We start from the raw sequence: 22,064 nt of genomic DNA, 5'->3' as shown, positions 1-22,064 counted from the left end.
AACAGCGGTTGAGCCGGTGATACCCACGAATCGTATCTCACGCTAAGCCGTTGATAGGCGATTGCTCACACCATCATCAAGCTCTGCTTGCGTGTTGGCGGCGGATAGGCGGCATCCATCTGTGCCAAGTCCTCGTCATCGAGCCTGACGTTATCCGCATCAGCGTTCTGTTTGAGGTGATCCAGGCTCACGGCTTTAGGAATCGCGATCACGCCGGGGTGGCGCAGTGCCCAGGCAAGCGCGATTTGCGCGGGGGTGGCGCTGTGTTTGTCGGCGATGCGTTGCAGGGTGCCATCTCGAAGTAGCGCGCCGCCTTGCCCGATGGGGCAGTAGGCCATAAGCGGCATGTTTTGCTGGGCTTGCCAAGGCAGCAGGTCGTACTCGATGCCCCGTGCTTCGGGGTTGTAGAGGACTTGGTTGGTGGCGCACGCGGGCGCGTTTAGCTCCTCCAGGTCGTCAACGTCGAAATTCGATACGCCCCAACGCAGGATCTTGCCCTGCTCGCGTAGCTGCTCAAACGCTTCCACGGTGTCGCTCAACGGGTACTGGCCGCGCCAGTGCAGCAGGTAGAGATCAATCGTATCGGTGCCCAATCGGCGCAGGCTGCGCTCGCAGGCGGCTTGAACACCTTCGGTGCTGGCATTGTGGGGATAAACCTTGCTGACCAGATACGCCTGCTCGCGCCGCCCACGAATGGCTTCACCCACGATTTCTTCAGCGCCGCCCTCGGCATACATCTCGGCGGTATCGATCAGCGTCATCCCCAAATCCAGGCCTTCACGCAGCGCCCTGACCTCAGCCTGCCGCTGCCTGGCATCCTCGCCCATGTGCCAGGTGCCCTGACCAATACGGGGTACGCTGACGCCGCCTAGCTCAATCGTCTGCATATCTTGCTCTCCTGGTGGCATTCCTGTTGCGATGTGGTTCTGACTGTTTGAGGCCATCGCCGTTCATGCACCCAGCGTAGACTATCCGTGCCTCGAAAATTTTCTATTTTGTCTCTTCAAGGATACGTTGCTATAGTCTATTGAAGTAACAGGCGTTAGAGATACCATGCCGGAAATTGATGCGTTGCTAGGCCTTTCTTTTTGCTTGTATTTTTTTGATAACAAGCAACATAAGCTACCCCACCTTCATGTGAAGTATGGTAGCTACGAACTGATCATTGCGATTGAAACGGGTGAGTGCCTGGAGGGGTATCTACCTAACAAGCAGCGTAAGAGAGCGGAGAGCCATATTTTCGAGCACCGTGAACAGTTGATGGTGATGTGGCACAAAGCAGTGAATGGCGAAAACCCGGGTAAGCTAGGTGATGTATGCTAAAAATCGTGGATGTTGATGTCATTTCAGGTCATGCCTTGGCGCTAACGTTCAGCGATGGCTACCTCGGCCGCGCTGATCTGACAGCTTACTTCAGTAAGCCTCCCTTTTCTGAGATCAAGGATTTCAAGCGTTTTTCCTTAACACCAGAAGGATCCCTCAATTGGAGTGGCAACGAGCTTTCTGCGGCAACACTGCGTGCTATTACCAAAGGTGAGCAAAAATCCGCAGACGTTTTTGTTAACGTTCAAGAAATGGAAGCCGTCATTAAGCAGGCTTCCTGGGAATCGATGAAAGAGGGACGCGCCGATATTTTGCAAGCCGCCATTCGCTCTTATGTGGAACAATTTGGTCACAGTCAAGTGATTGCGAAAGCAGGTATCAAAAGTCGCACCAGTGCTTATCGTTCCTTAAAACCTGAAACCAGGCCCAATTTTGATACGTTGGTTCAACTGGGGCACGCAGTGATTGAGCTCGCGCAAGAGCGTGCTGTCAGTATCAACGAGTCTTCCATTTAAGCTGTATTCTGCGTTTACGCATTGAAGGTATTCGCACCCAGCGATTGAGCTAAAGGAACCCCCATGGCCGAATACACCGCTTCCATCCACTGGGCCCGTGGGGCCGATGAAGCCTTTCTAGATCAGCGCTATAGCCGTGGGCACGAGTGGGTGTTCGATGGTGGCGTCCGCGTGGCGGCGTCGTCATCGCCCCATGTGGTGCCGTTGCCCTACTCGGTGGAGGCCAACGTCGATCCGGAAGAGGCGTTCGTGGCCTCGCTTTCCAGCTGCCACATGCTGTTCTTTCTGGCCCTTGCTGCTCAGCAGGGCTTGGTGGTGGAAAGCTACGTGGACCACGCCGTGGGGGTGATGGAGAAGGGCAGCGACGGGAAAATTGCCATGACCAGGGTGACACTGCGGCCCAAAGCGCTGTTTGCAGCGGAAGCACCTTCTGTCGAGACGCTCGAACAGCTCCATCACGCCGCCCATGAAAAGTGCTTTATCGCCAACTCCGTCAAGACCGAGGTCGTGACCGAGATTCAGCGTTGAAGCGGGGCTGTAGGGGCTGCGCAGGATGGCAAAACGTCCTGGCAGCGGTTAGCCTAAGCGGTTGATGGATACTCTCGGTAAGCGGATAGGCACTGCCATGGAATACTCCTCTAACGTCACGTTGGCGCTGGCCGACGCTTCGACATTCGGTGCATTCAAGCAAGAACTCAAGGCCTCGTTCAGCGTGGCCGTGGAAGAGACCTTTGGTGCGGTAGAGCCGGGTCTGATTCCATCGGATGATGATATCGACCAATCCCTGACCGCCTCCGATGCCGTGGTGCATCACATCCTTCTGGATGGCGAGAAAGTGGGCGGTGCGATTGTCACCCTGGAGGCATCGACCCAGCGCAATACTCTGGATCTGTTCTACCTCTTGCCCAACTCCCTCGGGCGTGGGGTGGGCTATCGTGCCTGGCAGGCTATCGAGCAGGCGTACCCCGCCACGCGGGTATGGGTGACCCACACGCCGTACTTCGAAAAGCGCAACATCCACTTTTATGTCAACAAGTGTGGTTTCAAGATCGTTTCTTTTTACCACCGTGACTACCCCGCCCCAGGCGACGAAGCGCGGGGCAGCAAGGCACACAGGCTAGAGTTTTTTGGTTTTGAAAAAGTCATGATGTAAGCCCGCAAGAAAAGGATTTTAAAGTGACCGTAAGAGCAGCAGAAAGAAGCGATATTGCCGCCATGGCCGAGGTGTATCAGGCCTGTTTCCCCCGCGAGAAGAACCATGCCCAGTGGATCGAGGCATCGTTTAACGCCTACCCGCGGGGCGTGTACTACGTGGTAGAAGTAGCGGGCGTGGTGCGTGGCTATATCCTGTGGTGCGTAAAGAACGGCTTTCGGGAAAAAAGCATCATCGAGCTGGAGCAGATCGGCATTCATCCCGACGCGGCGGGCCAGGGGCTGGGTAAGCGGCTCATCGTGGAGTCATTGGCTCCGTTCAAGGCCCACGTGCGTGGCCTGGGCTGCGGTGTCGGGGCGGTGATGGTGACCACCTCGGAAGGCAACTTCGCGGAAAAACTGTATCAATCGACCCTGGGGGTTTCCCGCGCGGCGGTGGTCAGCGGTTATGGCGCCGGGGATGAGGTGATTCTGTATAACCCCAGCATGGCGTAGCCAGCGATGGCGTGCGGAGAATTTTCAAGGAGCAGCACATGAAAGGCGAGTGCCTGTGTGGGGAAGTGGCGTTCACGATCGAGGGTGAGCTGCCTCACCTGTACCAGTGCCACTGTTCGTTATGTCGCAAGGCCACCGGCGCGGCGGCCAATGCGGCCACCTTCGTCCCGGGGGAGCAGTTTCAGTGGCGCTCGGGGCAGGAGAATGTCCGCTCGTATCAGCGGGAAAGCGGCTATCGCAGCGACTTTTGTGCCACCTGCGGTAGCCCGGTGCCGAATCAACTGCGCGGCAGCGACTGGATGTGGGTGCCTGCCGGGCTGTTGGAAGGCGAGACCGATGCCAGGGTGGCGGTGCATTTGCACGTGGCCTCGGCGGCTACCTGGGAGCAAGAAACCAACCATTGCCAGCGTATCCAGGGCTCTCCCGAGAGCCTTCAGGCACTTCACGCTCTGCTTCAGTAGGCGTGCGGATGAGTGGCCAGTGTCCTGGCTATCATCGTACCTTGCAAAAGTCGCGCTACACTCATGTTGTCTATTTTCCCTTACTGCCCAGGAAGGTTACCCATGAATCACCGCCAACCACGCTGGATGCGTGCTGCGCTGTCGGCGTGCGTGCTGTTTGCTTCGTCTGTTGCGATGGCGCAAGACGACCCCATCAGCGCCGAGCTGGCGCGTATCGAACAGGCGCTGGACGCGCGCATTGGCTTTGCGGCGCACGATCTGGCTACGGGCCAGCGCTGGGAAGTGAACGCGGATGAGCGCTTTGCCATGTCCAGCACGTTCAAAACGCTGGCGTGTGGCGCGCTGCTGGAGCAGGTGGATGAAGGGCAGCTAGCGCCGGATACCGAGGTCAGTTTCGATGAGTCGGCGCTGGTGACTTACTCGCCGGTGACCGAGCAGTATGCAGGCCACCAGCCAATGACCCTGTTCGAGCTGTGCGATGCCACCATGACCACCAGCGATAACACGGCGGCCAACCTGATACTGGAAGCCCTGGGCGGGCCGGAAGCCATCACGGCTTTTGCGCGCCGCCTGGACGATTCCGTTACGCGGCTCGACCGTTTCGAGACCGAGCTGAACGAAGCTACGCCTGGGGACGAGCGCGACACCACCACGCCCAATGCGATGTTGGCCACGCTGGAAACGCTGGTGCTGGGCGATGTGCTCACCCCGGAATCTCGGCAGCAGTTGCAAGACTGGATGAAGGGCAACGCCGTGGCCGATGGGCTGTTTCGTGCCGCCATGCCTTTCGATTGGGTGATCGCCGATAGAACCGGTGCAGGTGGCTATGGCTCTCGTTCCATCACGGCCATCATCTGGCCTCCTGAGCAGGCGCCCACCGTGGCCGTGTTCTTCCTCACCGAAACAGACGCAACGTTCGAAGCGCGCAACGAAGCCATTGCGTCGTTGGGGGAAGTGGTGCAAGCGTATCTGGATGAGCGCTGAACATCGCTCCTGAGCACCCGCAGGGTGGCTCATGGCTACCCTGCGGGTGATGTACATGAGGCTACGCAGGTTACAGTGCCTGTAGCATACTGGTAACGCCACCGCCGGTATGCTCTATCAGTACCATCACCCCAATCCCGATCAATACCACCCCGCCCATCAGCTCTGCCCAGTGGCCCACGTAGCGCCCCAATTTGTGGCCGAGCAAGGTGCCCATCGAGGCCATGACGGTGGTCGCCAGGCCGATGGCCAAGCTGGTGGTAATGATATCCACGTCGATAAACGCCAGGCTGGCGCCGACGGCCATGGCATCCAGGCTGGTGGCAATGGCGGTCAGTACCAGTAGCCAGAGCGTTTGCTTGCGGTGGGCTACCTGCTCTTCTTTTTTTAGCCCTTCGTACATCATGTGCAGGCCAATGGCGGTCAGCAGTACAAACGCGACCCAGTGGTCCCAGGCTTCCACGTACTGTTGAGAAGCCTTGCCTGCTACCCAGCCCAGCACTGGGGTGATCGCTTCGATGGTGCCGAATATCAGGCCAATGCCCAGGGCATGTCGCCAGCGTGGTTTGGTCAGTTCGGCCCCTTTGCTGAGTGACGCAGCAAAGGCATCCGCCGACATGGAAACCGCTAAAAAGAGCAGGGCTACAGGTGTCATCGCAAACGGCTCACGTTATCTGAAGAACCAGTGAATACCTATACCCGAGTATGTGGGTCGGGTATTTGAATGGACGGAATCCTATCAGGTTTTAGAGTGATAACAAGCGCGTGATTAAAAAATAAAGTTTGCGTTAAGTAATAAATATAGCCTTGGCTAAGAATATGAATGTCAGCTTATTTTGTTGGTGTTTATTAATCTTGCAGGCAGGGTGAAACGAAGAAAAGGCCAAGCACGATGAACAGTCCGCTCTCATCGTGCTTGGTTCAGGGCTGAGCGTGTCAGATTAGCCCGCTAACCCCCACTCAATGGTGGGAAGTGCAGAGGCAAAGAAGGGGCGATCACCTTTTATCGTCACTCGCTCACCGCGACGTGCTTGCCCAGCGTAGTCGAAAATAGCGCGGTGCTGAGTGCAACGATTATCCCAGATGGCCAGGCTGTTGGGTGTCCAGTTCAAACGCACGGTCCATTCGGGGGCCTCTTGATGCTGGTAGAGAAACGCCAGCAAGGCTTGGCTTTCGGCATGGCCAAGCTCCACGATTTCCCGGGTGAAGCCACGGTTGACGAACAGGCTTTTGCGGCCTGTTTCCGGGTGTGTGCGTACCACGGGGTGAATGGCCTCCGGGTAGGTGGCCCCATTGTTGAAGCCAAACTGACTGCGGTCTTTGGCCGCTTGATTGCCATAGTGCAGGCGGTAGGTTGCCTCTCCTGAGTGAACAGCGGTGAGGCCCTCCAGAAAACGCTGCAGGGCGGGAGAAAGCGCTTCGTAAGCAGCATAGCCACTGCTGAACAGAGTGTCTCCACCTCGTGCGGGAACTTCGCGCAGGTATAACAAACTGCCCAGCGGCGGCTCTTCGTCGCAGGAAACATCCGAGTGCCAGTGCCCGCCGTTGACAGCACGCTTGCCGCTTCGAATGGCTTTGGGGTCATTCGAGGAGTTGGCATCGGCTTCGATGGGGAATATCTCTGGGTATCCCTCGGGAGCCTTGGCCATGGGGTGAATATGCAACTCGCCAAAGTGCTTGCCCAAGGCAATATGCTGGTCTCGGGTAAGCACTTGATTGCGCAGTATCAAGACCTGGTACTCCAGAAACAGCGCTTTGAGTGTGGAAAATCCCTCTTGGTCGAGGTGTGCTGCGTCGAGCCCTTCGACTTCTGCGCCAATATGACCACTGAGTGGGCGTACCGACAGGCCAGTGTTTTTATTTCGATTAGTCAGCATGTGGTTAGTCTCCTGGCGTAGGTGGCCGAGTCTTTTTTTGAAAAGCATCGTTTTGAAAAGCGTCATTTTGAAAAGCGTCGTTTTGAAAAGAGTTGCGTTGCTGTCGTGACACTATTGAAGACCCTTGAAGAGATCTCCAAATAACAAAATCGGCTAACGTTTTTATACGATGCACATGGCGTTTTTTTGAATAACGTTTTCAGCCAGGGAGTGATAAGCGTGCTTAAAAGAGTCATTTCTGATGATGCCAGCCGCTCGTTAAGGTGGTGCCATCCATCACTTGGCTTGGAGCACTTTCATGAAACAACGACTGTTTTCTGCCGTTGGCGTATCAGGCACCCTATTGGCCGCCTCCTTGGCAACGGCGTCTCCGGTGTTTGCCGCCGAACCGCTGCGTATTGCCGAGCAGTTCGGCATTACCTACCTCTTGCTGCATGTTGCCCGTGACCAGTCGCTGATCGAAAAATACGCTGCCGAGCGAGGGGTAGACGTAGACGTTGAGTGGCTGCAGCTGTCAGGGGGTGCAGCGGTCAACGATGCGCTGTTGTCGGGCAGTATCGATATTGCCGGGGCGGGCGTTGGGCCGCTGTTGACCGTGTGGGACCGGACCCATGGCAATCAGAATGTCAAAGGCGTGGCGTCGCTGGGCGAGTTTCCCAATTTCCTGATCACCAACAACCCTGAGATACGCACGCTGGCCGACATCAGCGAGCGAGACCGTATTGCCGTGCCTGCCGTTGGCGTATCGGTGCAGTCACGTTTTTTGCAAAAGGCGGTGGCGGATGCCTTCGGCAATGATCAGTTCGATCGGTTGGAAGGCAACACCGTGGCGTTACCCAATCCCGATGCCACGGCTGCCTTGATTAGCGGTGGCACTGAAATCAACACCCACTTCTCAGCGATCCCTTTCCAGTATCAAGCGCTCGAACATGAAGGCGTGCACAAGATCACCGATTCGTACGAGATCATGGGCGGGCCGATTTCACCTACCGTTCTGTATGCCACAGAGGCATTTCGCGCTGACAACCCTGAGGTCTACGCAGCGTTTCTGGAGGCCCTGGAAGAGGCCAGAACCTTCATAGAAGAAGACCCTCGCGAAGCGGCTCACATCTATCAGCGCTTGAGCGGCACGCAGCTGGATATCGACTTTCTGGAATCGATCATTACCGATGAGCAAGTGAGTTTCTCGCTGGTGCCCCACAACACCTTCCCTCTGGCAGAGTTTCTGTTTGAGGTCGGCGCGATACGTAATGAGCCCACCTCATGGCAGGACTACTTCTTCGATGATATCCACGCTTGGGAGGGGAGCTGATGTCGATTGCACTGCGTAAACGCCATGTGCTGGGGGAGGCCTCGCTGGATCGTGAGGCTTACTCCCCAACGAAAACACCCATTGCCGCTGCAGCCCCCAGGCTCGAAGTCGACAACGTCACTTTGGAATACCGCACGCGTCAGCATGTCGTGAAAGCCACACAGCAGGTGAGCTTCAACGTGCAGGAAGGTGACCGGTTCGTACTGCTGGGGCCTTCGGGCTGTGGCAAGTCTACGCTGCTCAAGGCCATCGCGGGCTTTCTTACCCCTGTGGAGGGCAGTATTCGCCTGGATGGTCATACCTTGCATGGCTCTGGCCCCGACCGCATCGTGGTGTTTCAGGAGTTTGATCAGCTACCGCCCTGGAAGACCGTCAAACAGAACGTCATGTTCCCACTGCTGGCCTCTCGCACGTTGGGCCGCAAGGCGGCGGAGTCACGTGCGCTGGAAACACTGGATAAAGTCGGACTGAGGCAGTTTGCCGATGCCTACCCGCACACGCTTTCCGGTGGCATGAAACAGCGCGTGGCCATTGCCCGAGCGCTGGCCATGCGGCCACGGATATTGCTGATGGATGAACCCTTTGCAGCGCTCGATGCGCTCACTCGGCGCAAGATGCAGGAGGAGTTGCTGGCCCTGTGGGAGCAAGAGGGCTTTACGCTGCTGTTCGTGACCCACTCCATCGAAGAGGCACAGGTCATTGGCAACCGAGTGTTGCTGTTGTCGCCCCATCCCGGACGAGTGCGCGCCGAGCTGGGCTGCGCTGACGATAGCTTGCACAGCCTGGGCAGCGAAGCCACGAAAGCGCGCACGCAAACCATTCATCGGCTGCTATTCGAACATGAGGTGGCGCCATGAGTGTGTTAGCCAATCCTGTGGAAGAGACCCAGGTCACGTCTTCCACGACCGTGCGTTACAGCTATGTGGAAGGGCTTTACTGCCCGCGCTGCGCGGCCGAGTACGCCTATCAGCACGTTCAACAGCTTTGCCAGTGTGGCTCGCCGCTACTGGTGCGCTATGACCTCGAGGCGCTTGGGCGTTCATGGTCGAAGGAGGCGCTTGCCCTGCGCCCCTGGAACCTGTGGCGTTATCACGAGCTGCTGCCCGTGACGACACCAAGTGCCATCGTCAGTTTGGGGGAAGTGGTCACACCGCTGATCGAGTTGCCTTCACTGGGTGCCGACATGCGCCTGAATAATCTGGTCATGAAAGACGAAGGCCTGTTACCCACGGGATCGTTCAAGGCGCGAGGGGCGGCGGTGGGCATTTCCCGCGCCAAAGAATTGGGGGTGACGCACCTGGCCATGCCAACCAATGGCAATGCGGGTGCCGCGTGGTCGTTATATGCCGCTCGAGCAGGCATCAAGGCCACCATCAGCATGCCGCTGGATGCCCCCTTTATTACGCGCCAGGAGTGCGCTGCAGCAGGCGCCCGTCTGACGCTGGTCGATGGCGTGATAAGTGATTCGGGCAAACAAATTGCGGAGTGGGTAAACGCCACCGGTCATTACGATGCTTCCACTCTCAAAGAGCCGTATCGCATCGAGGGCAAGAAGACCATGGGCCTGGAGTTGGCCGAGCAGCTCGGTTGGCAACTGCCCGATGTGATTCTGTACCCCACGGGCGGTGGCGTTGGGCTCATCGGTATCTATAAAGCCTTGCAGGAGCTTCAAGCACTGGGTTGGGTGACCGGCAAGCTGCCGCGCTTGATTGCCGTGCAAGCCAGTGGCTGTGCGCCCATCGTCAAGGCGTGGCAAGAAGGCGCTCGGGTATCCGAGTTTTGGGAGCGCAGCCATACCCATGCGTTTGGTATCAACGTACCGAAGGCGTTGGGGGATTTTCTGGTGTTGGATGCCCTGTATGCCACTGGTGGGCGTGCCATTGCGGTGAGTGAAACGGCCATTCGCTGGGAGCAAACCCGAGCAGCCCAATTGGAGGGCACCTTCGTATGTCCCGAGGGCGCTGCTGTGCTTGCCGCTGCCAGGGAGTTGAGCACGCTCGGCGAGATCGGCACTCATGAACGCGTGGTGGCGCTGAATACGGGCGCGGGCATCAAATACCCCGATAGCCAATCGTTTCAAGTCGACGTACTGGGTAAAGAAAGTGCTATTCCCGTTCTGGGAGAGACGACGGCCTCAGGAGATTCATATGAGCGTACATGACCTGCGTGGTTCCATCGACCCACGTGCTGATCGCTTCTTTGACTTGCCGCCTGTCGATGAACGCGATTTGAAAGTCACGCGCAGCGCTGGTCAACGACTATGGGATCAGAGCGTGGTGCGTAAAACCGTCATTCTGCTGTTATTGGTGGCCGCTTGGGAGGTGGTGGCCAGGGTGCAGAACAATCCGCTGATGCTTCCCAGTGCCATGGAAACCGCGAGTGCCCTTTGGCATGGATTGGCATCAGGCGTGTTGCTGGCAAGGGTGGGGGCATCGCTGAGCGTACTGCTCAAAGGCTTTGCGCTAGGCGCATTTCTGGCCTTGGCGTTGACGACATTGGCGGTGTCCACCCGTATTGGTCGCGACTTGCTGACCACCTTGACGTCCATGTTTAGCCCGCTGCCCGCCATTGCCCTGTTGCCGCTGGCGCTGCTCTGGTTCGGCCTGGGCGAGGCCAGCTTGATTTTCGTGTTGGTGCACTCGGTGCTGTGGGCCATGGCGATCAATATTCACGCAGGCTTTCAAGGTGTGTCAGAAACGCTACGCATGGCTGGGCGCAATTATGGTCTCAAGGGGTTGCGCTATGTGGCGTTCATTCTGATTCCCGCGGCGCTGCCTGCCTTGCTGGCGGGGTTGAAAATTGGCTGGGCGTTTGCCTGGCGTACCCTGATCGCCGCCGAGCTGGTGTTTGGTGCGTCGTCAGGCAAAGGTGGCCTTGGCTGGTACATTTTCCAGAACCGTAACGAGCTTTACACCGATAACGTCTTCGCAGGCTTGGTGGCCGTCATTGTGATTGGCCTGCTGGTGGAAAACATCTTCTTCGATAACGTCGAGCGCCTGACGGTGAAGCGCTGGGGCATGGTGCGCTGACATGTCTATCTAGCGAGCTGTTGGCTTTCCATGTCCCTTCAACGGCTGCCTTGAGCTATTGTATGTTTGGCCATTTCCATCAGGCGACAGATATGAAAGACAGCAGCAACAGCATGACATCGCGCGGTGAGAACGTCGTATTGACGCTTCGCGAGTTCAGTGGCTCCTTGGGGGATATGGGGACGCTGCTGCCGCTGATGTTGGGTGCGATTGCGATTGCGGGCATGGCCCCTGGGCCAGTGCTGCTGGGCTTTGCTCTCTTTTACCTGTTCACTGCCGGTTATTATCGGCTTCCTATCCCTGTTCAGCCCATGAAAGCAGTGGCGGCGGCCCTGTTGACGGCAGGCTTGGCGCCGTCCAGCCTGGCGGCTGCCGGTGTCATCATGGGCATCACGCTATTGGTGTTAGGGTTGACGGGCTGGATCAGCAAAGTGGCTCGCCTGGTGCCTCAATCTGTTTTGGCGGGTTTGCAGCTGGGCCTTGGGATCATGTTGGGCACGATGAGTCTGGGCTTGATGGCGTCAGCACCCTGGGTGGCTGGGGCCACGCTAGTGTTACTCGTCGGGCTGATGACGTTCACCCGTTGGCCAGCCGTGTTCATCGCGCTTTTGGCCGCTACGGGGTTGGCATACCTGCTGGGGGAATCGGGAGTCATGATCGAGCCTGGTGGCATGGGCTGGGTGGCTGTACCTTCACTGCCTTCCATATCGGAGTTGCACGAAGCGCTCTTTAGCCTCGTACTGCCGCAGCTATCCCTGACGTTTACAAATGCCATTCTGTTGACGGCCTTGTTGGCTAGCGATCATTTTGGTGATCGTGCTGCTCATGTGACCCCTGCACGTTTGTCGGTGACCAGTGGGTTGGCCAATACACTGTTGACGCCACTGGGTGCTTTTCCCATGTGCCACGGTGCCGGCGGCGTAACTGCACATTACCGTTTTGGGGCGCGCAGTGGGGGAGCGCCATTGATGCTTGGTTTGCTGCTGTTGGGGTTGGTGGTGCTGCCGGGCAATGTGGGCCTGACATTACTGTCTTCCATACCGATGGCAGGTTTGGGGGCATTGCTGCTGGTGACTGCCTGGCAGTTGGCCATCACAAAGCGTTTGTTTGACTGTAGAGCGTCGTGTGTGCCGGTCATCGTGGTGACGGCTGCACTGACGGTGTGGGTCAATCCTTTCTGGGGGCTGCTTGCGGGGGGAGTGACGGAGTGGGGGCGCAAAATGGTGCTTCGTCGCTTGAGCGAACGCACAGCCTGACGCCGTTATGGCCCATCGATCCAGTCCATGATGTCCCGTGGACCGAACCATGATGCACGCGGTGGCTTGGGAGGCCGCGAGTGGGCTGACACGCGAAGTGTCGTTCGCGGGGGCTTGAGCCACCCGCGAACGCACTGATGTGCCAGGCGCTTAACCGTTTGAAACACGTTCATCAGGCAGGAACACGCGGCTGTAAGTAGGACGGATCCAGGCATCGCCCCCCTGCTGAAGGCCCAGCGAGCGGTAGCGGTGTTTGCTGAGTTCGGCATGTACGAGGGTTTCGCTGTTATCCGTGCGTAGTTCAAGCCGCACGGTGGGCCCCACGACCGATACCAGTTCTATCTTGGCATGCAGGGCGTCTGCATGTTCCGATCCCGCGAACACCTCGATTTCGTGTGGCCGAACGTAGGCTTGCCCCTGCTCGTTTTTGTACCCTTCGAACTCTGGAGCGGGCAGGTGTACCTCCCCGATCTTGGCGATGCCATCATGCACACGTGCATGGAACAAGTTGACGTTGCCCAGGAACTGATAGACGAACGGATTGGCCGGGTGGTCGTACACGTCTTCTGGTGAACCATCCTGTTCTACGCGGCCTTTGTTCATTACAACAACCCGGTCTGAGACTTCGAGCGCCTCTTCCTGGTCATGGGTCACGAACACGCTGGTCACGTGGATATCGTCGTGTAATCGACGCAGCCAGCGGCGCAGCTCGGCACGCACTTTGGCATCCAGGGCGCCAAACGGTTCATCGAGTAGCAGTACTTTAGGCTCTACCGCCAGAGCACGCGCCAGTGCAATCCGCTGGCGCTGGCCACCCGAGAGCTGATGAGGATAGCGGTGTGCCGTCCAATCGAGCTGTACCAGCTCAAGCAACCGCATGACTTTCTGTTTGATCTCGGCTTTGTTGGGTCGCGTTTTCCGAGGGCGTACCGTCAAGCCATAGGCAACGTTTTGAAACACGGTCATGTGCTTGAACAGGGCGTAGTGCTGGAAAACAAAGCCTACGCCTCGTTCACTGACGTGCAGGTCTGTGGTGTCTTCGCCGTGAAAGCGGATTCTGCCGGTGTCTGGCTGCTCCAGTCCTGCAATGATCCGCAGCAGGGTGGTCTTGCCCGAACCCGAAGGGCCCAGCAGGGCGGTCAGCTCACCATCGCGAAAGGTCAGGCTGACGTTGTCTACGGCCACGAAGTCGCGAAAGTGCTTGTTGACGTGATCGATCTCTATGCTCATGTGTCGTCTCTTGTAACGTAAGCGTTCGTGGTTCAGGCGGCGGCAAGCCGCTGCCGACGTTCTTCTTGCCACTCCACCACGCTCTTGATCGCAATGGTGACCAGGGCCAGGCCCGTGAGCAGAGAAGAGACGGCAAAGGCCGCGGTGAACATGTATTCGTTGTAAAGCACTTCGATATGCAGCGGCATGGTGTTGGTTTCACCACGGATGCGTCCCGACACCACCGCGACAGCGCCAAATTCGCCCATGGCGCGTGCATTACACAGAATCACGCCATAAATAAGGCCCCATTTGATATTGGGCAGTGTCACGTGCCAGAAGGTTTGCCAACCGTTGGCTCCCAGCGTCAGGGAGGCTTCTTCTTCCTCTTTTCCCTGCTGTTGCATGAGCGGAATCAGCTCGCGTGCGATGAAGGGCAGGGTGCCAAAGGCAATCACGATCACGATGCCGGGGACGGCAAAGATGATGCGCAGGTCATGGGCTGACAGCCACGGCCCCAGCCAGCCCTGTGAACCAAACAGGATGACGAAGATCAACCCGACCACCACGGGTGAAATGGCAAAAGGCATATCGATCAGCGAGATCAGGATGGGCTTGCCTCTGAACTCGAATTTGGCAATGGCCCAAGCGGCCGCCACGCCAAACAGCGTATTGAGGGGCACCACGATCGCGACGATCAACAGGGTCAGGCGGATGGCTGACATGGCATCGGGATCGCGAATGGCGTCGTACCACACGCTGATGCCTCGCTCGAAGGCGCCATAAAGCACGACCGAGAGAGGCAGCAACAGAAATAGCGCCACGAAGATCAGCGAGATCGTGATCAAGGTGACACGTATCCAGGCAGGCTCTTCGGTGGCTCTGCGCCAGCGTTTGGCTATGGTGTCGTTGGTATCTATTACAGTGCTTGATGTGGCCACGTCGTAGGCTCCTTTATCCATGGCGTCGGCTTGTCCACCACTGCAGGCCGTTGATGACCAGCAGCATCAGAAAAGCGGCCACCAGCATTACCGTGCCGATGGCAGCAGCGCCGTGGTAGTCGTACTGTTCGGTTTTCGCGACGATGAGAAGCGGTGTGATTTCAGTGCGAAAGGGGATGTTCCCCGAAATGAACACGACGGAACCGTACTCTCCCAAGGCGCGTGCAAACGCCAGCGCGTAGCCGGTCAACAGGGCTGGAAACAGCGCGGGGAAGATCACGCGACGAATCGTGGTGAGCCGGTCGGCCCCCAGGCTCGCTGATGCTTCTTCCAACTCGGCTTCCAGGTCCTCCAGCACGGGCTGCACCGTACGCACCACGAAGGGCAAGCCGATATAGGTCAATGCAATGATGACCCCCAGCTGCGTGTAGGCAACGCGAATACCGAACACGTCCAGGTATTGGCCCACCCAGCCGGTACTGGCATAGAGGGTGACGAGTGCGATGCCTGCAACCGCCGTCGGCAGAGCGAAAGGCAGGTCGACCAGGGCATCGATGAGCCGTTTGCCTGGAAAGCGGTAGCGTACCAATACCCAGGCAAGAAGCGCCCCGAAGACCAGATTGATGGTCGCGGCAATGAGTGATCCACCAAACGAAAGTTTGTAGGAGGCCACGACCTGGCGCTGGGTAATGGCGCTCCAGAAGGTGTCCCAGCTCATGGTCGTGGTGTATAACAAAAAGGCACCTACGGGGATCAGAAACACCAGGCCCATATAGAGCAGGGTGAACCCCATGGTAATACCGAACCCGGGAATGACTCGGCGTTTAACTACGGTGATCGACATATAGGCTTCCCACTAAAATGCCAGGAGGCATAAACCCCCTGGCAGATTGGTCAAACGCGATTATTGGGTGTTGATCGCTTCAAGAATGTCGTCGAAGACACCGCCATCGTTAAAGAAGCGTGGTTGGGCTTCTTGCCAGCCACCAAAGACGTCATCAATCGTGAAAAGCTCCAACCCTGGGAATTCTTCGCTGTACTCGGCCAAAATTTCCTGATTGCTAGGGCGATAATAATGTTTAGCCGCTAGGTGCTGCGCTTCATCAGAATAGAGATGTTCCAAATAGGCCTCAGCGACTTCTCGTGTGCCCTTTCGGTCCACATTGGTGTCAATGATGGTGACAGGTGGTTCTGCCAAAATACTTAAGGATGGCACGATAATTTCGTAATCACCTGCGCCCAACTGCTCTACAGATAGGATGGCCTCGTTTTCCCAAGCGATGAAAACGTCCCCCAAACGACGTTGTACGAAGGTGTTAGTTGCGCCACGGGCACCAGGATCCAGCACGGGAACGTTTTCGTAAACTTGACGAACGAACTCGTAAGTCTGCTCTTCATCACCATCGAACTGCGCTAATCCATAACCCCATAGCGCCAGGAAGTTCCACCGTGCACCACCTGATGTTTTTGGATTAGGGGTAATGACCTCTACGTCTTCACGTGCTAGGTCATCCCAATCTTGGATGTTCTTTGGGTTGCCATCACGAACCAGCAACACAATGGTGGAGGTGTAGGGCGAGCTGTTATTGGGTAGGCGCGACTGCCAATCCTGCGGTATCAGATTTCCGCGCTCATGAAGTGCATCGATATCGTAGGCAAGGGCAAGTGTTGCAACATCTGCATCAATACCATCAATAATGGCACGGCCTTGTGAGCCTGAGCCGCCGTGGGATTGGCGAACCGTGACAGTCTGGTCGTGCTCGGTTTGCCAATACGTATTGAATAAATCGTTGTACTCGCGATAGAACTCGCGGGTAGGGTCATAAGAGACGTTGAGCAGCTCGACGCGGTCGCTTTGCGCATGGCTGGGGCTGCTGACCATCACGCCGGCGACCAATGCACTGCTGAACAGTACAGCGGCGGCCAGTTTGGTCAGCGGGTGGGCGTTGGAAAGCGTTTGACGGAATGACAAGGTTGGCATGTTTGCGGCTCCCAGGATGATCATGATGATCGTTTGTTGTGTCGATCAATGGTGTTGATGAACACAGCGTAAGGGAGAGTCGTTATGCAAATTAACCAATAAAAAAAGGATTGCTTATATTCTTTTGTGATTAAAGGGGCCGCCCTGCCAACACGCGCTGAACCGTCTCTTCGTCCAGGTTTTCGCGGCAGAGTTTCAAGAACTGATAGGCATATCCACGCAGGAAGTGGCCACGGCGCAGGGCAAGGTAGGTGGTGTTGCGAGGGAAGAGGGCGCTTGCATCCAGGAGTTTCAATCCTTGATCGCGCTGCTCGTGGTACGCCATGGAGGCAATGAGCCCAACGCCCATTCCCAGCTCTACGTAAGTTTTGATGACGTCTGCATCCAGCGCGGTAAGCACGATGTCCGGGTACACATCCGCTGCAGAAAAGGCGGTATCAATGCGTGCTCGGCCAGTGAAGCCTTCATGGTAGGTCACGATCGGGTGCTCGGTAATGCGTGCCAGGGTGAGCGGCAGGCCATCGTTGAGGGGGTGCTCCTCAGGCACCACGACTCCATGGTACCAGTGGTAGAACGGGAAACAGGCAAACAGCTGCCCTTCCTCGTGCAGTGCCTCTGTGGCGATACCGATATCCACCTTGCCCGCTTTGAGCAGCGAGACGATCTCTTCCGGACTGCACTGATGAAGCTCGAGATGCACTTTGGGAAAGGCCTGTTTGAAACGGGCAATGATCGGTGGCAACGCATAGCGTGCCTGGGTGTGGGTCGTGGCAATGGCCAGGCTGCCCTGGTCTTCGTGGGTGAGCTGATGGGCCGAGCGCTTGAGGTTTTCGACATCGAGCAGGATACGCTCGATGAAGTCCATCAGCGTACTGCCGGCAATGGTAAGCCCAAGAATGCGTTTGCCACGGCGCTCGAAAAGCTCGACGCCGAGCTCTTCTTCCAGATCCCGAATATGTTTACTGGCACCAGATTGCGAGGTGAAAAGGGCGTTGGAAGCCTCGGTCAGGTTGAAATGCTGGCGTACCGTCTCACGCACGATGCGCAGTTGCTGTAAGTTCATAGCGAGCGTTACCCAGTCCATATGTGATTTAATATTCGTGAAAAGAATATTAAACCAATGCTCTTATTCCATAATTATATTTTGCGATATCTTTATCGCTTGCAGCGGAATGGCGCCGCAGGGCAATTAGCCCGCCGTCGTGCGGCGCCGTTGATACAGCCACCATACGTCTACCCCAAAGGAGTAAGCCAGGCTGAGCAGGGCTCCCAGGGCCAGCAGGCTGGCGTAAAGGGGGGAAGTGAAGGGGGTTAGTGCCAACAGGAGTGCCGTGACCTGCCAGACACAGATCAGTTTACGGCGGAAGCTGTCGTACAACGGCGCCTCTAGCCAGGGCAGCAGCCATCCTGCCACCACGAAGCCATAGCGCATTGCGCCAATCAGCAATACCCAAGGGCCCAGGGCTTCTGCGCGCATCAGGGCCAAGCATAATAGCAGGATCAGCAGGGCATCCAGCTCCATGTCAAAGCGTGCGCCAAAGGGCGAGTGACTGTGTGTGCGGCGGGCAATCCAGCCGTCCACGCCGTCCAGCAGCAGGGCAATCACGGCGACACCCAGCCATAGCCCAATGGCCTGTTGAAAGGCGCCGCCCACCAGGGCGCCAGCCACCAGTGCCACCAGTACACCACGCCCGAGGGTGACTCTATTCGCCCAGCCCAGCGCACCGTAGGGCCAAAACAACAGCACTAGCGCGCTCATCACGGCATATAAGCCGACGGCTGACCACCAGTTGGCGGCACTCGCCATGAGCGGACCCATGAGCCATCCCAAACCGCCCAGTAACAAGCCCCCCAGCAGCAGCTCCAGGCCGCTATGAAGCCGATTGAAGCGTGGCGATTCCGAAGTGTGTGAGGCTGGGGGCATGAAGGCTCTCGAAGCGGCATCGTCATCCGCAGTTGAAATTAGTGGTGCAATAATTTATCAATGTATCATTGTTGTATAGATATGGCGCGCTTCTTGTGCTTTGTTGGTCAGCTGTCGAGCCGCGTCACGAAGGTTAATAAACGTTAATAGACCGTTTTCTTTTCTAAGCTAAGCTATAGGTTAGCCCTTGAAAAGTCGCCAACTCTTGCAAAGGCTTGGGTCAACGCAGGGAACTTGCGCTTCAACGATAAGGAAATGTCATGTCAGTGCCTGATACCGCTCAGGCCTTTTGGGTCACCCGCCCAGGCCACGGTGCAATCCAGTCCGAATCTCTCCCTGCCATGGGCCAGAACGATGTGCGTGTGCGTGCGCTTTACAGCGGCGTCAGTCGAGGCACCGAGTCGCTGGTGTTTCATGGCCGTGTGCCGAGCAGCGAGACCCAGCGTATGCGCGCGCCCTTTCAGGTGGGGGAGTTCCCTGGCCCTGTCAAATACGGGTATTGCAGCGTAGGCCGAGTGACCCATGGCCCTCAGGCGCTGGTCGACCAGACCGTATTTTGTCTTCACCCCCATCAGGACCGCTATATCGTCCCGGCCACCATGGTGGTGCCGGTGCCCGCTGACGTACCGGCTTACCGGGCGGTGCTGGCCGCCAACATGGAAACCGCCATCAACGGCGTGTGGGATGCCAACCCCATGCTGGGTGAGCGGGTATGTGTCGTGGGCGGCGGCGTCGTGGGTGCGCTGGTGGCTTACCTGTGCGCGCGTATTGCTGGGGTGCAGGTGCAGCTCATTGATATCAATGGCGAGCGTGAGGCGTTGGCCGATGCCCTGGGGGTGCCGTTTGCCCTGCCAGAGCAGGCCCCTGCGGATCAGGATTGCGTGATTCATGCCAGCGGTCATCCTGAGGGCCTTCGCCTGGCCATGTCATTGGTGGGCCAGGAAGGGCGCGTGATCGAAATGAGCTGGTTCGGGGAGGGTGACGTGGCGCTGCCCCTGGGCGGCGCGTTTCATTCCCAACGTTTGACCCTGCGCGCCAGCCAGGTGGGCCAGCTGCCTGCCAAGCTGCAACCTCGCTGGAACTACCAGCGTCGCCTGGCCCTGGCGTTGCGCCTGCTGGCCGATCCGACGCTGGATGTCTTGATCAGCGGTGAGAGCAATTTCATGGACTTGCCTGCCTTGGCGCCGGCGTTGTTTGGCCCGGGCAGCAAGGCATTGTGCCATCGCATTCGTTACCCCGTTCAGGATGAACCTGAATAACCCAAGGAGTTGCCATGTACCGTTTATGTGTTCGCGACCATTTCATGATTGCCCATAGCTTCAAAGGGGAGATCTTCGGCCCTGCGCAGCGTACCCATGGGGCAACGTATGTGGTGGATGTCATCTTTCAGCGCCCTGCGCTGGATGAGGATGGGCTGGTCATCGATATCGGGCTGGCCAGTGAAACCGTCAAGGAAGTGTTGGCGGGATACAACTACCGCAACCTGGACGAGGTGAGCGAGTTTACCGGCCAGAACACCACCACCGAATTCATGGCCAAGGTGATTTTCGATCAGCTGGCCGAAGCGATTCGTGGCGGCAGGATGGGAGAGACTGCCAAGGGGCTGACCCGCATGGAAATCAAGCTGCATGAATCCCATGTGGCCTGGGCAAGCTACGAAGGCGAGCTATGAGCCAACGATTTACCCTGATCGTGGCCGGCGACCCTGGCCAGCGTACCGGCGGCTATCTTTATGATGCCCGCATTGTGGAGGCGCTGCGCGAGCAGGGCCACCAGGTGACGGTGGTGGGCCTGGAAGGGCGCTTCCCGCTGGCCGATGAGGTCGCAGCGAGCGCCCTGGCCCACGCGCTGGAGCAGCAGGCGTCAGGCGCCCGAGTGATACTCGATGGCCTGGCCGTAGGCGCGCTGCCCGACGTGGTCGCACGACATGCCGACAGGCTGGACCTGACCGCGTTGCTGCATCACCCGCTGGGGGATGAGCAGGGGCTGTCCAGCGATGAGCAGCAGCATCTGCACCGCAGTGAGCTGACGGGACTTGGCTGCGTGGCGCGTATCATCGTGACCAGCCGTTTCACCGCGCGGCGCTTGAAGGCGCTGGCCGAGCAGTACGCCGTGCCGCTCACTGCGCCGATCAGCGTGGTGGAGCCTGGCGTGGCGCATGCCCCTATCAGCCCGGCGCCGCGTGAGGGTGAACCCCTGCGCTTGCTATGCGTTGCCACCCTGACGCCACGCAAGGGGCAAGACGTGCTGGTGAAGGCGCTGGCAGGGCTGACCCATCTGCCCTGGCAGTGTGACTGCTATGGTGCCGAGCGAGACGCCGAGTTCAGCGCCAGCGTTCGCCAGCGCGTGGAAGAGCACCACCTGGGCGAGCGCATCGCGCTGCACGGTGAGTGTGATGCCGCCACCCTGGAGGCTGCCTATCACCGGGCTCACGCGCTGGTACTGCCTTCCTGGTACGAAGGTTACGGCATGGTGGTGACCGAAGCTTTGGCCCATGGCCTTCCCGTGATCACCACCACCGGTGGCGCCCTGAGCGATACGCTACCCGAAGGCGCTGGCTTGAGCGTTGCGCCTGGCGACGTGCCCGCATTGCAGGCGGCGCTGGAGCAGTTCTGCAGTGACCAGGCCCTACGCACGGCGCTGCGGGCAGGCGCTGCGGTCGCACGCGGAGAACTCAATGACTGGCAGGCGGCGGGTGCCCAGTTTGCCAGCGCGCTGAATATGGGGGCCGCGCCGAACATGCCCGCAGGCAGCCAGTTTGCATCCAGTTGGCTCAGCCAGCGCGAGCGTGTGGATAGCCAGTCGCGCAGCAGCGCGCTGGTGGCAGGTTTGAATGCCTGGCTGGCCAACCGTGACAGCGTCACCCTGGCAGATTTGGGCTGTGGGCGGGGCAGCAACGTACAGTTTTTGGTGCCCCGGCTGAGCGTTCCTCAGCGCTGGGCATTGTTCGACCACGACCCTGAATTGCTCGAGGAAGCCCGTGGCCGTGCCATGCAGCTCCACGATGCCCGTGGCCAGCCCGTCCAGGTGGCAACCCACTGCACCTCGCTGGCGACGCTGGCGCACCCTGCCTTGCTGGAAGCCAATGTGGTCAGTGCCTCGGCGCTCATCGATCTGGTCTCCCAGCCGTGGATCGGTGCGCTGGCCGCCCAGTGCGCCGAGCAGCGGCAGGCGCTGCTGGTCAGTCTCAGCGTGACGGGGGAGTGGCGCTTCATCGATGCGGAGCACCAGCCACTCGATCACCCCGAAGATCGCTTCGTACGCGGCCTGTTCAATGCCCACCAGCAGCGTGACAAGGGGCTGGGCGAGGCGCTGGGAGGCCACGCCCATGCTGCGCTCGCGGAGGCGCTCAAGCGCCGGGGGTATAGCCTTGAAGAGGCTGCCACGCCCTGGCAACTGGCCGCAGGAGACACCACCCATGAGCCGCTGATTCGCTCGCTCATAGAGGGCTGGGCCGCCGCCGCCACGGAGCAGGCGCCGGAAGCGGCCACGCGTATTGCCGAATGGCGCACGGCCAGGCTGGACGCCGTGGAGCGTGGCCAATGGGGCGTGTGGGTAGGCCATCACGATCTGCTGGCACTGCCAGCGGTGGCGGGGTAGCAAGG

General features: G+C 58.4%; 24 protein-coding genes. 15 read left to right on the top strand and 9 right to left on the bottom strand.

The window, feature by feature from the left end; genetic code table 11:
- Positions 1 to 65: 65 nt before the first annotated feature.
- A complete protein-coding gene (locus IE091_RS14275) occupies positions 66 to 887 on the bottom strand; it encodes an aldo/keto reductase (RefSeq protein ID WP_189463937.1) in 822 nt (273 codons plus the stop codon).
- Between the two features lie 166 nt (positions 888 to 1,053).
- Here IE091_RS14275 and dhiT point away from each other — a divergent pair, with 166 nt between their 5' ends.
- The 7 genes from dhiT to bla all read left to right on the top strand — a co-directional run bounded on the left by dhiT (position 1,054) and on the right by bla (position 4,930).
- Positions 1,054 to 1,323 (top strand): type II toxin-antitoxin system toxin DhiT, encoded by a 270-nt coding sequence (gene dhiT / locus IE091_RS14270; RefSeq protein ID WP_189463936.1) that lies wholly within the window; start codon positions 1,054 to 1,056, stop codon positions 1,321 to 1,323.
- Positions 1,317 to 1,838, top strand: coding sequence for a type II toxin-antitoxin system antitoxin DhiA (gene dhiA / locus IE091_RS14265; RefSeq protein WP_189463935.1), 522 nt, complete (start codon positions 1,317 to 1,319; stop codon positions 1,836 to 1,838). Before dhiT ends, dhiA begins: the two co-directional genes overlap by 7 nt.
- A gap of 63 nt (positions 1,839 to 1,901) precedes the next feature.
- Positions 1,902 to 2,366: an OsmC family protein gene (locus tag IE091_RS14260; RefSeq protein WP_189463934.1), complete on the top strand. Its 465-nt coding sequence runs from the start codon at positions 1,902 to 1,904 to the stop codon at positions 2,364 to 2,366.
- Positions 2,367 to 2,463: 97 nt separating this feature from the next.
- Entirely contained in the window at positions 2,464 to 2,991 is a 528-nt protein-coding gene (locus tag IE091_RS14255; protein WP_189463933.1) for a GNAT family N-acetyltransferase, read from the top strand.
- Between the two features lie 23 nt (positions 2,992 to 3,014).
- Positions 3,015 to 3,485 carry a GNAT family N-acetyltransferase gene (locus IE091_RS14250; RefSeq protein WP_039176635.1) on the top strand — a complete coding sequence of 157 codons (471 nt, stop codon included), beginning with the start codon at positions 3,015 to 3,017 and terminating at the stop codon, positions 3,483 to 3,485.
- Between the two features lie 38 nt (positions 3,486 to 3,523).
- Positions 3,524 to 3,946: a GFA family protein gene (locus IE091_RS14245; protein ID WP_189463932.1), complete on the top strand. Its 423-nt coding sequence runs from the start codon at positions 3,524 to 3,526 to the stop codon at positions 3,944 to 3,946.
- Positions 3,947 to 4,009: 63 nt separating this feature from the next.
- A complete protein-coding gene (gene bla / locus IE091_RS14240; RefSeq protein WP_422822531.1) occupies positions 4,010 to 4,930 on the top strand; it encodes a class A beta-lactamase in 921 nt (306 codons plus the stop codon).
- 70 nt (positions 4,931 to 5,000) lie between these two features.
- On the opposite strand, the gene IE091_RS14235 is transcribed toward bla, so the two are convergent.
- Positions 5,001 to 5,585: a manganese efflux pump MntP gene (locus IE091_RS14235; protein ID WP_039176623.1), complete on the bottom strand. Its 585-nt coding sequence runs from the start codon at positions 5,583 to 5,585 to the stop codon at positions 5,001 to 5,003.
- A 286-nt stretch (positions 5,586 to 5,871) separates the two neighbouring features.
- Positions 5,872 to 6,807: a TauD/TfdA dioxygenase family protein gene (locus IE091_RS14230; RefSeq protein ID WP_052196344.1), complete on the bottom strand. Its 936-nt coding sequence runs from the start codon at positions 6,805 to 6,807 to the stop codon at positions 5,872 to 5,874.
- Between the two features lie 298 nt (positions 6,808 to 7,105).
- On the opposite strand from IE091_RS14230, the gene IE091_RS14225 reads away from it, so the two are divergent.
- The 5 genes from IE091_RS14225 to IE091_RS14205 all read left to right on the top strand — a co-directional run bounded on the left by IE091_RS14225 (position 7,106) and on the right by IE091_RS14205 (position 12,404).
- A complete protein-coding gene (locus tag IE091_RS14225) occupies positions 7,106 to 8,119 on the top strand; it encodes an ABC transporter substrate-binding protein (protein WP_039176618.1) in 1,014 nt (337 codons plus the stop codon).
- Positions 8,119 to 8,976 carry an ABC transporter ATP-binding protein gene (locus IE091_RS14220; RefSeq protein ID WP_189463930.1) on the top strand — a complete coding sequence of 286 codons (858 nt, stop codon included), beginning with the start codon at positions 8,119 to 8,121 and terminating at the stop codon, positions 8,974 to 8,976. Before IE091_RS14225 ends, IE091_RS14220 begins: the two co-directional genes overlap by 1 nt.
- Entirely contained in the window at positions 8,973 to 10,280 is a 1,308-nt protein-coding gene (locus IE091_RS14215) for a threonine synthase (RefSeq protein ID WP_229800845.1), read from the top strand. Before IE091_RS14220 ends, IE091_RS14215 begins: the two co-directional genes overlap by 4 nt.
- A complete protein-coding gene (locus tag IE091_RS14210; RefSeq protein WP_189463929.1) occupies positions 10,267 to 11,148 on the top strand; it encodes an ABC transporter permease in 882 nt (293 codons plus the stop codon). Before IE091_RS14215 ends, IE091_RS14210 begins: the two co-directional genes overlap by 14 nt.
- A gap of 113 nt (positions 11,149 to 11,261) precedes the next feature.
- Positions 11,262 to 12,404 (top strand): molybdate transporter family protein, encoded by a 1,143-nt coding sequence (locus tag IE091_RS14205; protein WP_189463928.1) that lies wholly within the window; start codon positions 11,262 to 11,264, stop codon positions 12,402 to 12,404.
- A 150-nt stretch (positions 12,405 to 12,554) separates the two neighbouring features.
- Here IE091_RS14205 and IE091_RS14200 read toward each other — a convergent pair whose 3' ends face one another.
- The 6 genes from IE091_RS14200 to IE091_RS14175 form a co-directional block, all read right to left on the bottom strand.
- Positions 12,555 to 13,634: a sulfate/molybdate ABC transporter ATP-binding protein gene (locus IE091_RS14200; protein ID WP_039176615.1), complete on the bottom strand. Its 1,080-nt coding sequence runs from the start codon at positions 13,632 to 13,634 to the stop codon at positions 12,555 to 12,557.
- Between the two features lie 32 nt (positions 13,635 to 13,666).
- The gene (gene cysW, locus IE091_RS14195; RefSeq protein ID WP_016914621.1) at positions 13,667 to 14,554 is read right to left on the bottom strand and encodes a sulfate ABC transporter permease subunit CysW; all 888 of its coding nucleotides are present in this window, start codon (positions 14,552 to 14,554) and stop codon (positions 13,667 to 13,669) included.
- A gap of 13 nt (positions 14,555 to 14,567) precedes the next feature.
- Complete coding sequence (gene cysT / locus IE091_RS14190) at positions 14,568 to 15,398, bottom strand: sulfate ABC transporter permease subunit CysT (RefSeq protein ID WP_039176611.1); 831 nt, start codon at positions 15,396 to 15,398, stop codon at positions 14,568 to 14,570.
- 60 nt (positions 15,399 to 15,458) lie between these two features.
- On the bottom strand, positions 15,459 to 16,535 hold the full coding sequence (locus tag IE091_RS14185) for a sulfate ABC transporter substrate-binding protein (protein WP_229800844.1): 1,077 nt from the start codon (positions 16,533 to 16,535) through the stop codon (positions 15,459 to 15,461).
- A 130-nt stretch (positions 16,536 to 16,665) separates the two neighbouring features.
- The gene (locus IE091_RS14180) at positions 16,666 to 17,598 is read right to left on the bottom strand and encodes a CysB family HTH-type transcriptional regulator (protein ID WP_016914618.1); all 933 of its coding nucleotides are present in this window, start codon (positions 17,596 to 17,598) and stop codon (positions 16,666 to 16,668) included.
- Positions 17,599 to 17,724: 126 nt separating this feature from the next.
- A complete protein-coding gene (locus IE091_RS14175) occupies positions 17,725 to 18,459 on the bottom strand; it encodes a CDP-alcohol phosphatidyltransferase family protein (RefSeq protein ID WP_189463926.1) in 735 nt (244 codons plus the stop codon).
- A gap of 260 nt (positions 18,460 to 18,719) precedes the next feature.
- On the opposite strand from IE091_RS14175, the gene IE091_RS14170 reads away from it, so the two are divergent.
- The 3 genes from IE091_RS14170 to IE091_RS14160 are packed head-to-tail and all read left to right on the top strand — an operon-like array spanning position 18,720 to position 22,059.
- Positions 18,720 to 19,718 (top strand): zinc-dependent alcohol dehydrogenase, encoded by a 999-nt coding sequence (locus tag IE091_RS14170; protein ID WP_144981788.1) that lies wholly within the window; start codon positions 18,720 to 18,722, stop codon positions 19,716 to 19,718.
- Between the two features lie 14 nt (positions 19,719 to 19,732).
- Complete coding sequence (locus IE091_RS14165) at positions 19,733 to 20,131, top strand: 6-pyruvoyl trahydropterin synthase family protein (protein WP_016914615.1); 399 nt, start codon at positions 19,733 to 19,735, stop codon at positions 20,129 to 20,131.
- Positions 20,128 to 22,059, top strand: a complete 1,932-nt coding sequence (locus IE091_RS14160; protein ID WP_189463925.1) for a glycosyltransferase family 4 protein — start codon at positions 20,128 to 20,130, stop codon at positions 22,057 to 22,059. The genes IE091_RS14165 and IE091_RS14160 overlap by 4 nt, the downstream gene beginning before the upstream one ends.
- Positions 22,060 to 22,064 lie beyond the last annotated feature (5 nt).

The organism is Vreelandella hamiltonii (genome assembly GCF_014651775.1).
Classification (GTDB): Bacteria; Pseudomonadota; Gammaproteobacteria; order Pseudomonadales; family Halomonadaceae; genus Vreelandella; species Vreelandella hamiltonii.
This window is presented reverse-complemented; position numbering and strand designations above follow the sequence as displayed.

Excerpts from the sequence above, each read along its gene's own strand:
- IE091_RS14160 (WP_189463925.1), top strand. The coding sequence starts at position 20,128 with ATGAGCCAACGATTTACCCTGATCGTGGCCGGCGACCCTGGCCAGCGT.
- IE091_RS14170 (WP_144981788.1), top strand. The coding sequence starts at position 18,720 with ATGTCAGTGCCTGATACCGCTCAGGCCTTTTGGGTCACCCGCCCAGGC.
- IE091_RS14175 (WP_189463926.1), bottom strand. The coding sequence starts at position 18,459 with ATGCCCCCAGCCTCACACACTTCGGAATCGCCACGCTTCAATCGGCTT.
- IE091_RS14275 (WP_189463937.1), bottom strand. The coding sequence starts at position 887 with ATGCAGACGATTGAGCTAGGCGGCGTCAGCGTACCCCGTATTGGTCAG.
- dhiA (WP_189463935.1), top strand. The coding sequence starts at position 1,317 with ATGCTAAAAATCGTGGATGTTGATGTCATTTCAGGTCATGCCTTGGCG.
- IE091_RS14200 (WP_039176615.1), bottom strand. The coding sequence starts at position 13,634 with ATGAGCATAGAGATCGATCACGTCAACAAGCACTTTCGCGACTTCGTG.
- bla (WP_422822531.1), top strand. The coding sequence starts at position 4,010 with ATGTTGTCTATTTTCCCTTACTGCCCAGGAAGGTTACCCATGAATCAC.
- IE091_RS14185 (WP_229800844.1), bottom strand. The coding sequence starts at position 16,535 with ATGCCAACCTTGTCATTCCGTCAAACGCTTTCCAACGCCCACCCGCTG.
- IE091_RS14225 (WP_039176618.1), top strand. The coding sequence starts at position 7,106 with ATGAAACAACGACTGTTTTCTGCCGTTGGCGTATCAGGCACCCTATTG.
- IE091_RS14230 (WP_052196344.1), bottom strand. The coding sequence starts at position 6,807 with ATGCTGACTAATCGAAATAAAAACACTGGCCTGTCGGTACGCCCACTC.
- IE091_RS14210 (WP_189463929.1), top strand. The coding sequence starts at position 10,267 with ATGAGCGTACATGACCTGCGTGGTTCCATCGACCCACGTGCTGATCGC.
- IE091_RS14180 (WP_016914618.1), bottom strand. The coding sequence starts at position 17,598 with ATGAACTTACAGCAACTGCGCATCGTGCGTGAGACGGTACGCCAGCAT.
- IE091_RS14260 (WP_189463934.1), top strand. The coding sequence starts at position 1,902 with ATGGCCGAATACACCGCTTCCATCCACTGGGCCCGTGGGGCCGATGAA.
- IE091_RS14245 (WP_189463932.1), top strand. The coding sequence starts at position 3,524 with ATGAAAGGCGAGTGCCTGTGTGGGGAAGTGGCGTTCACGATCGAGGGT.
- dhiT (WP_189463936.1), top strand. The coding sequence starts at position 1,054 with ATGCCGGAAATTGATGCGTTGCTAGGCCTTTCTTTTTGCTTGTATTTT.
- IE091_RS14255 (WP_189463933.1), top strand. The coding sequence starts at position 2,464 with ATGGAATACTCCTCTAACGTCACGTTGGCGCTGGCCGACGCTTCGACA.
- IE091_RS14220 (WP_189463930.1), top strand. The coding sequence starts at position 8,119 with ATGTCGATTGCACTGCGTAAACGCCATGTGCTGGGGGAGGCCTCGCTG.
- IE091_RS14235 (WP_039176623.1), bottom strand. The coding sequence starts at position 5,585 with ATGACACCTGTAGCCCTGCTCTTTTTAGCGGTTTCCATGTCGGCGGAT.
- IE091_RS14215 (WP_229800845.1), top strand. The coding sequence starts at position 8,973 with ATGAGTGTGTTAGCCAATCCTGTGGAAGAGACCCAGGTCACGTCTTCC.
- cysT (WP_039176611.1), bottom strand. The coding sequence starts at position 15,398 with ATGTCGATCACCGTAGTTAAACGCCGAGTCATTCCCGGGTTCGGTATT.
- IE091_RS14205 (WP_189463928.1), top strand. The coding sequence starts at position 11,262 with ATGACATCGCGCGGTGAGAACGTCGTATTGACGCTTCGCGAGTTCAGT.
- IE091_RS14165 (WP_016914615.1), top strand. The coding sequence starts at position 19,733 with ATGTACCGTTTATGTGTTCGCGACCATTTCATGATTGCCCATAGCTTC.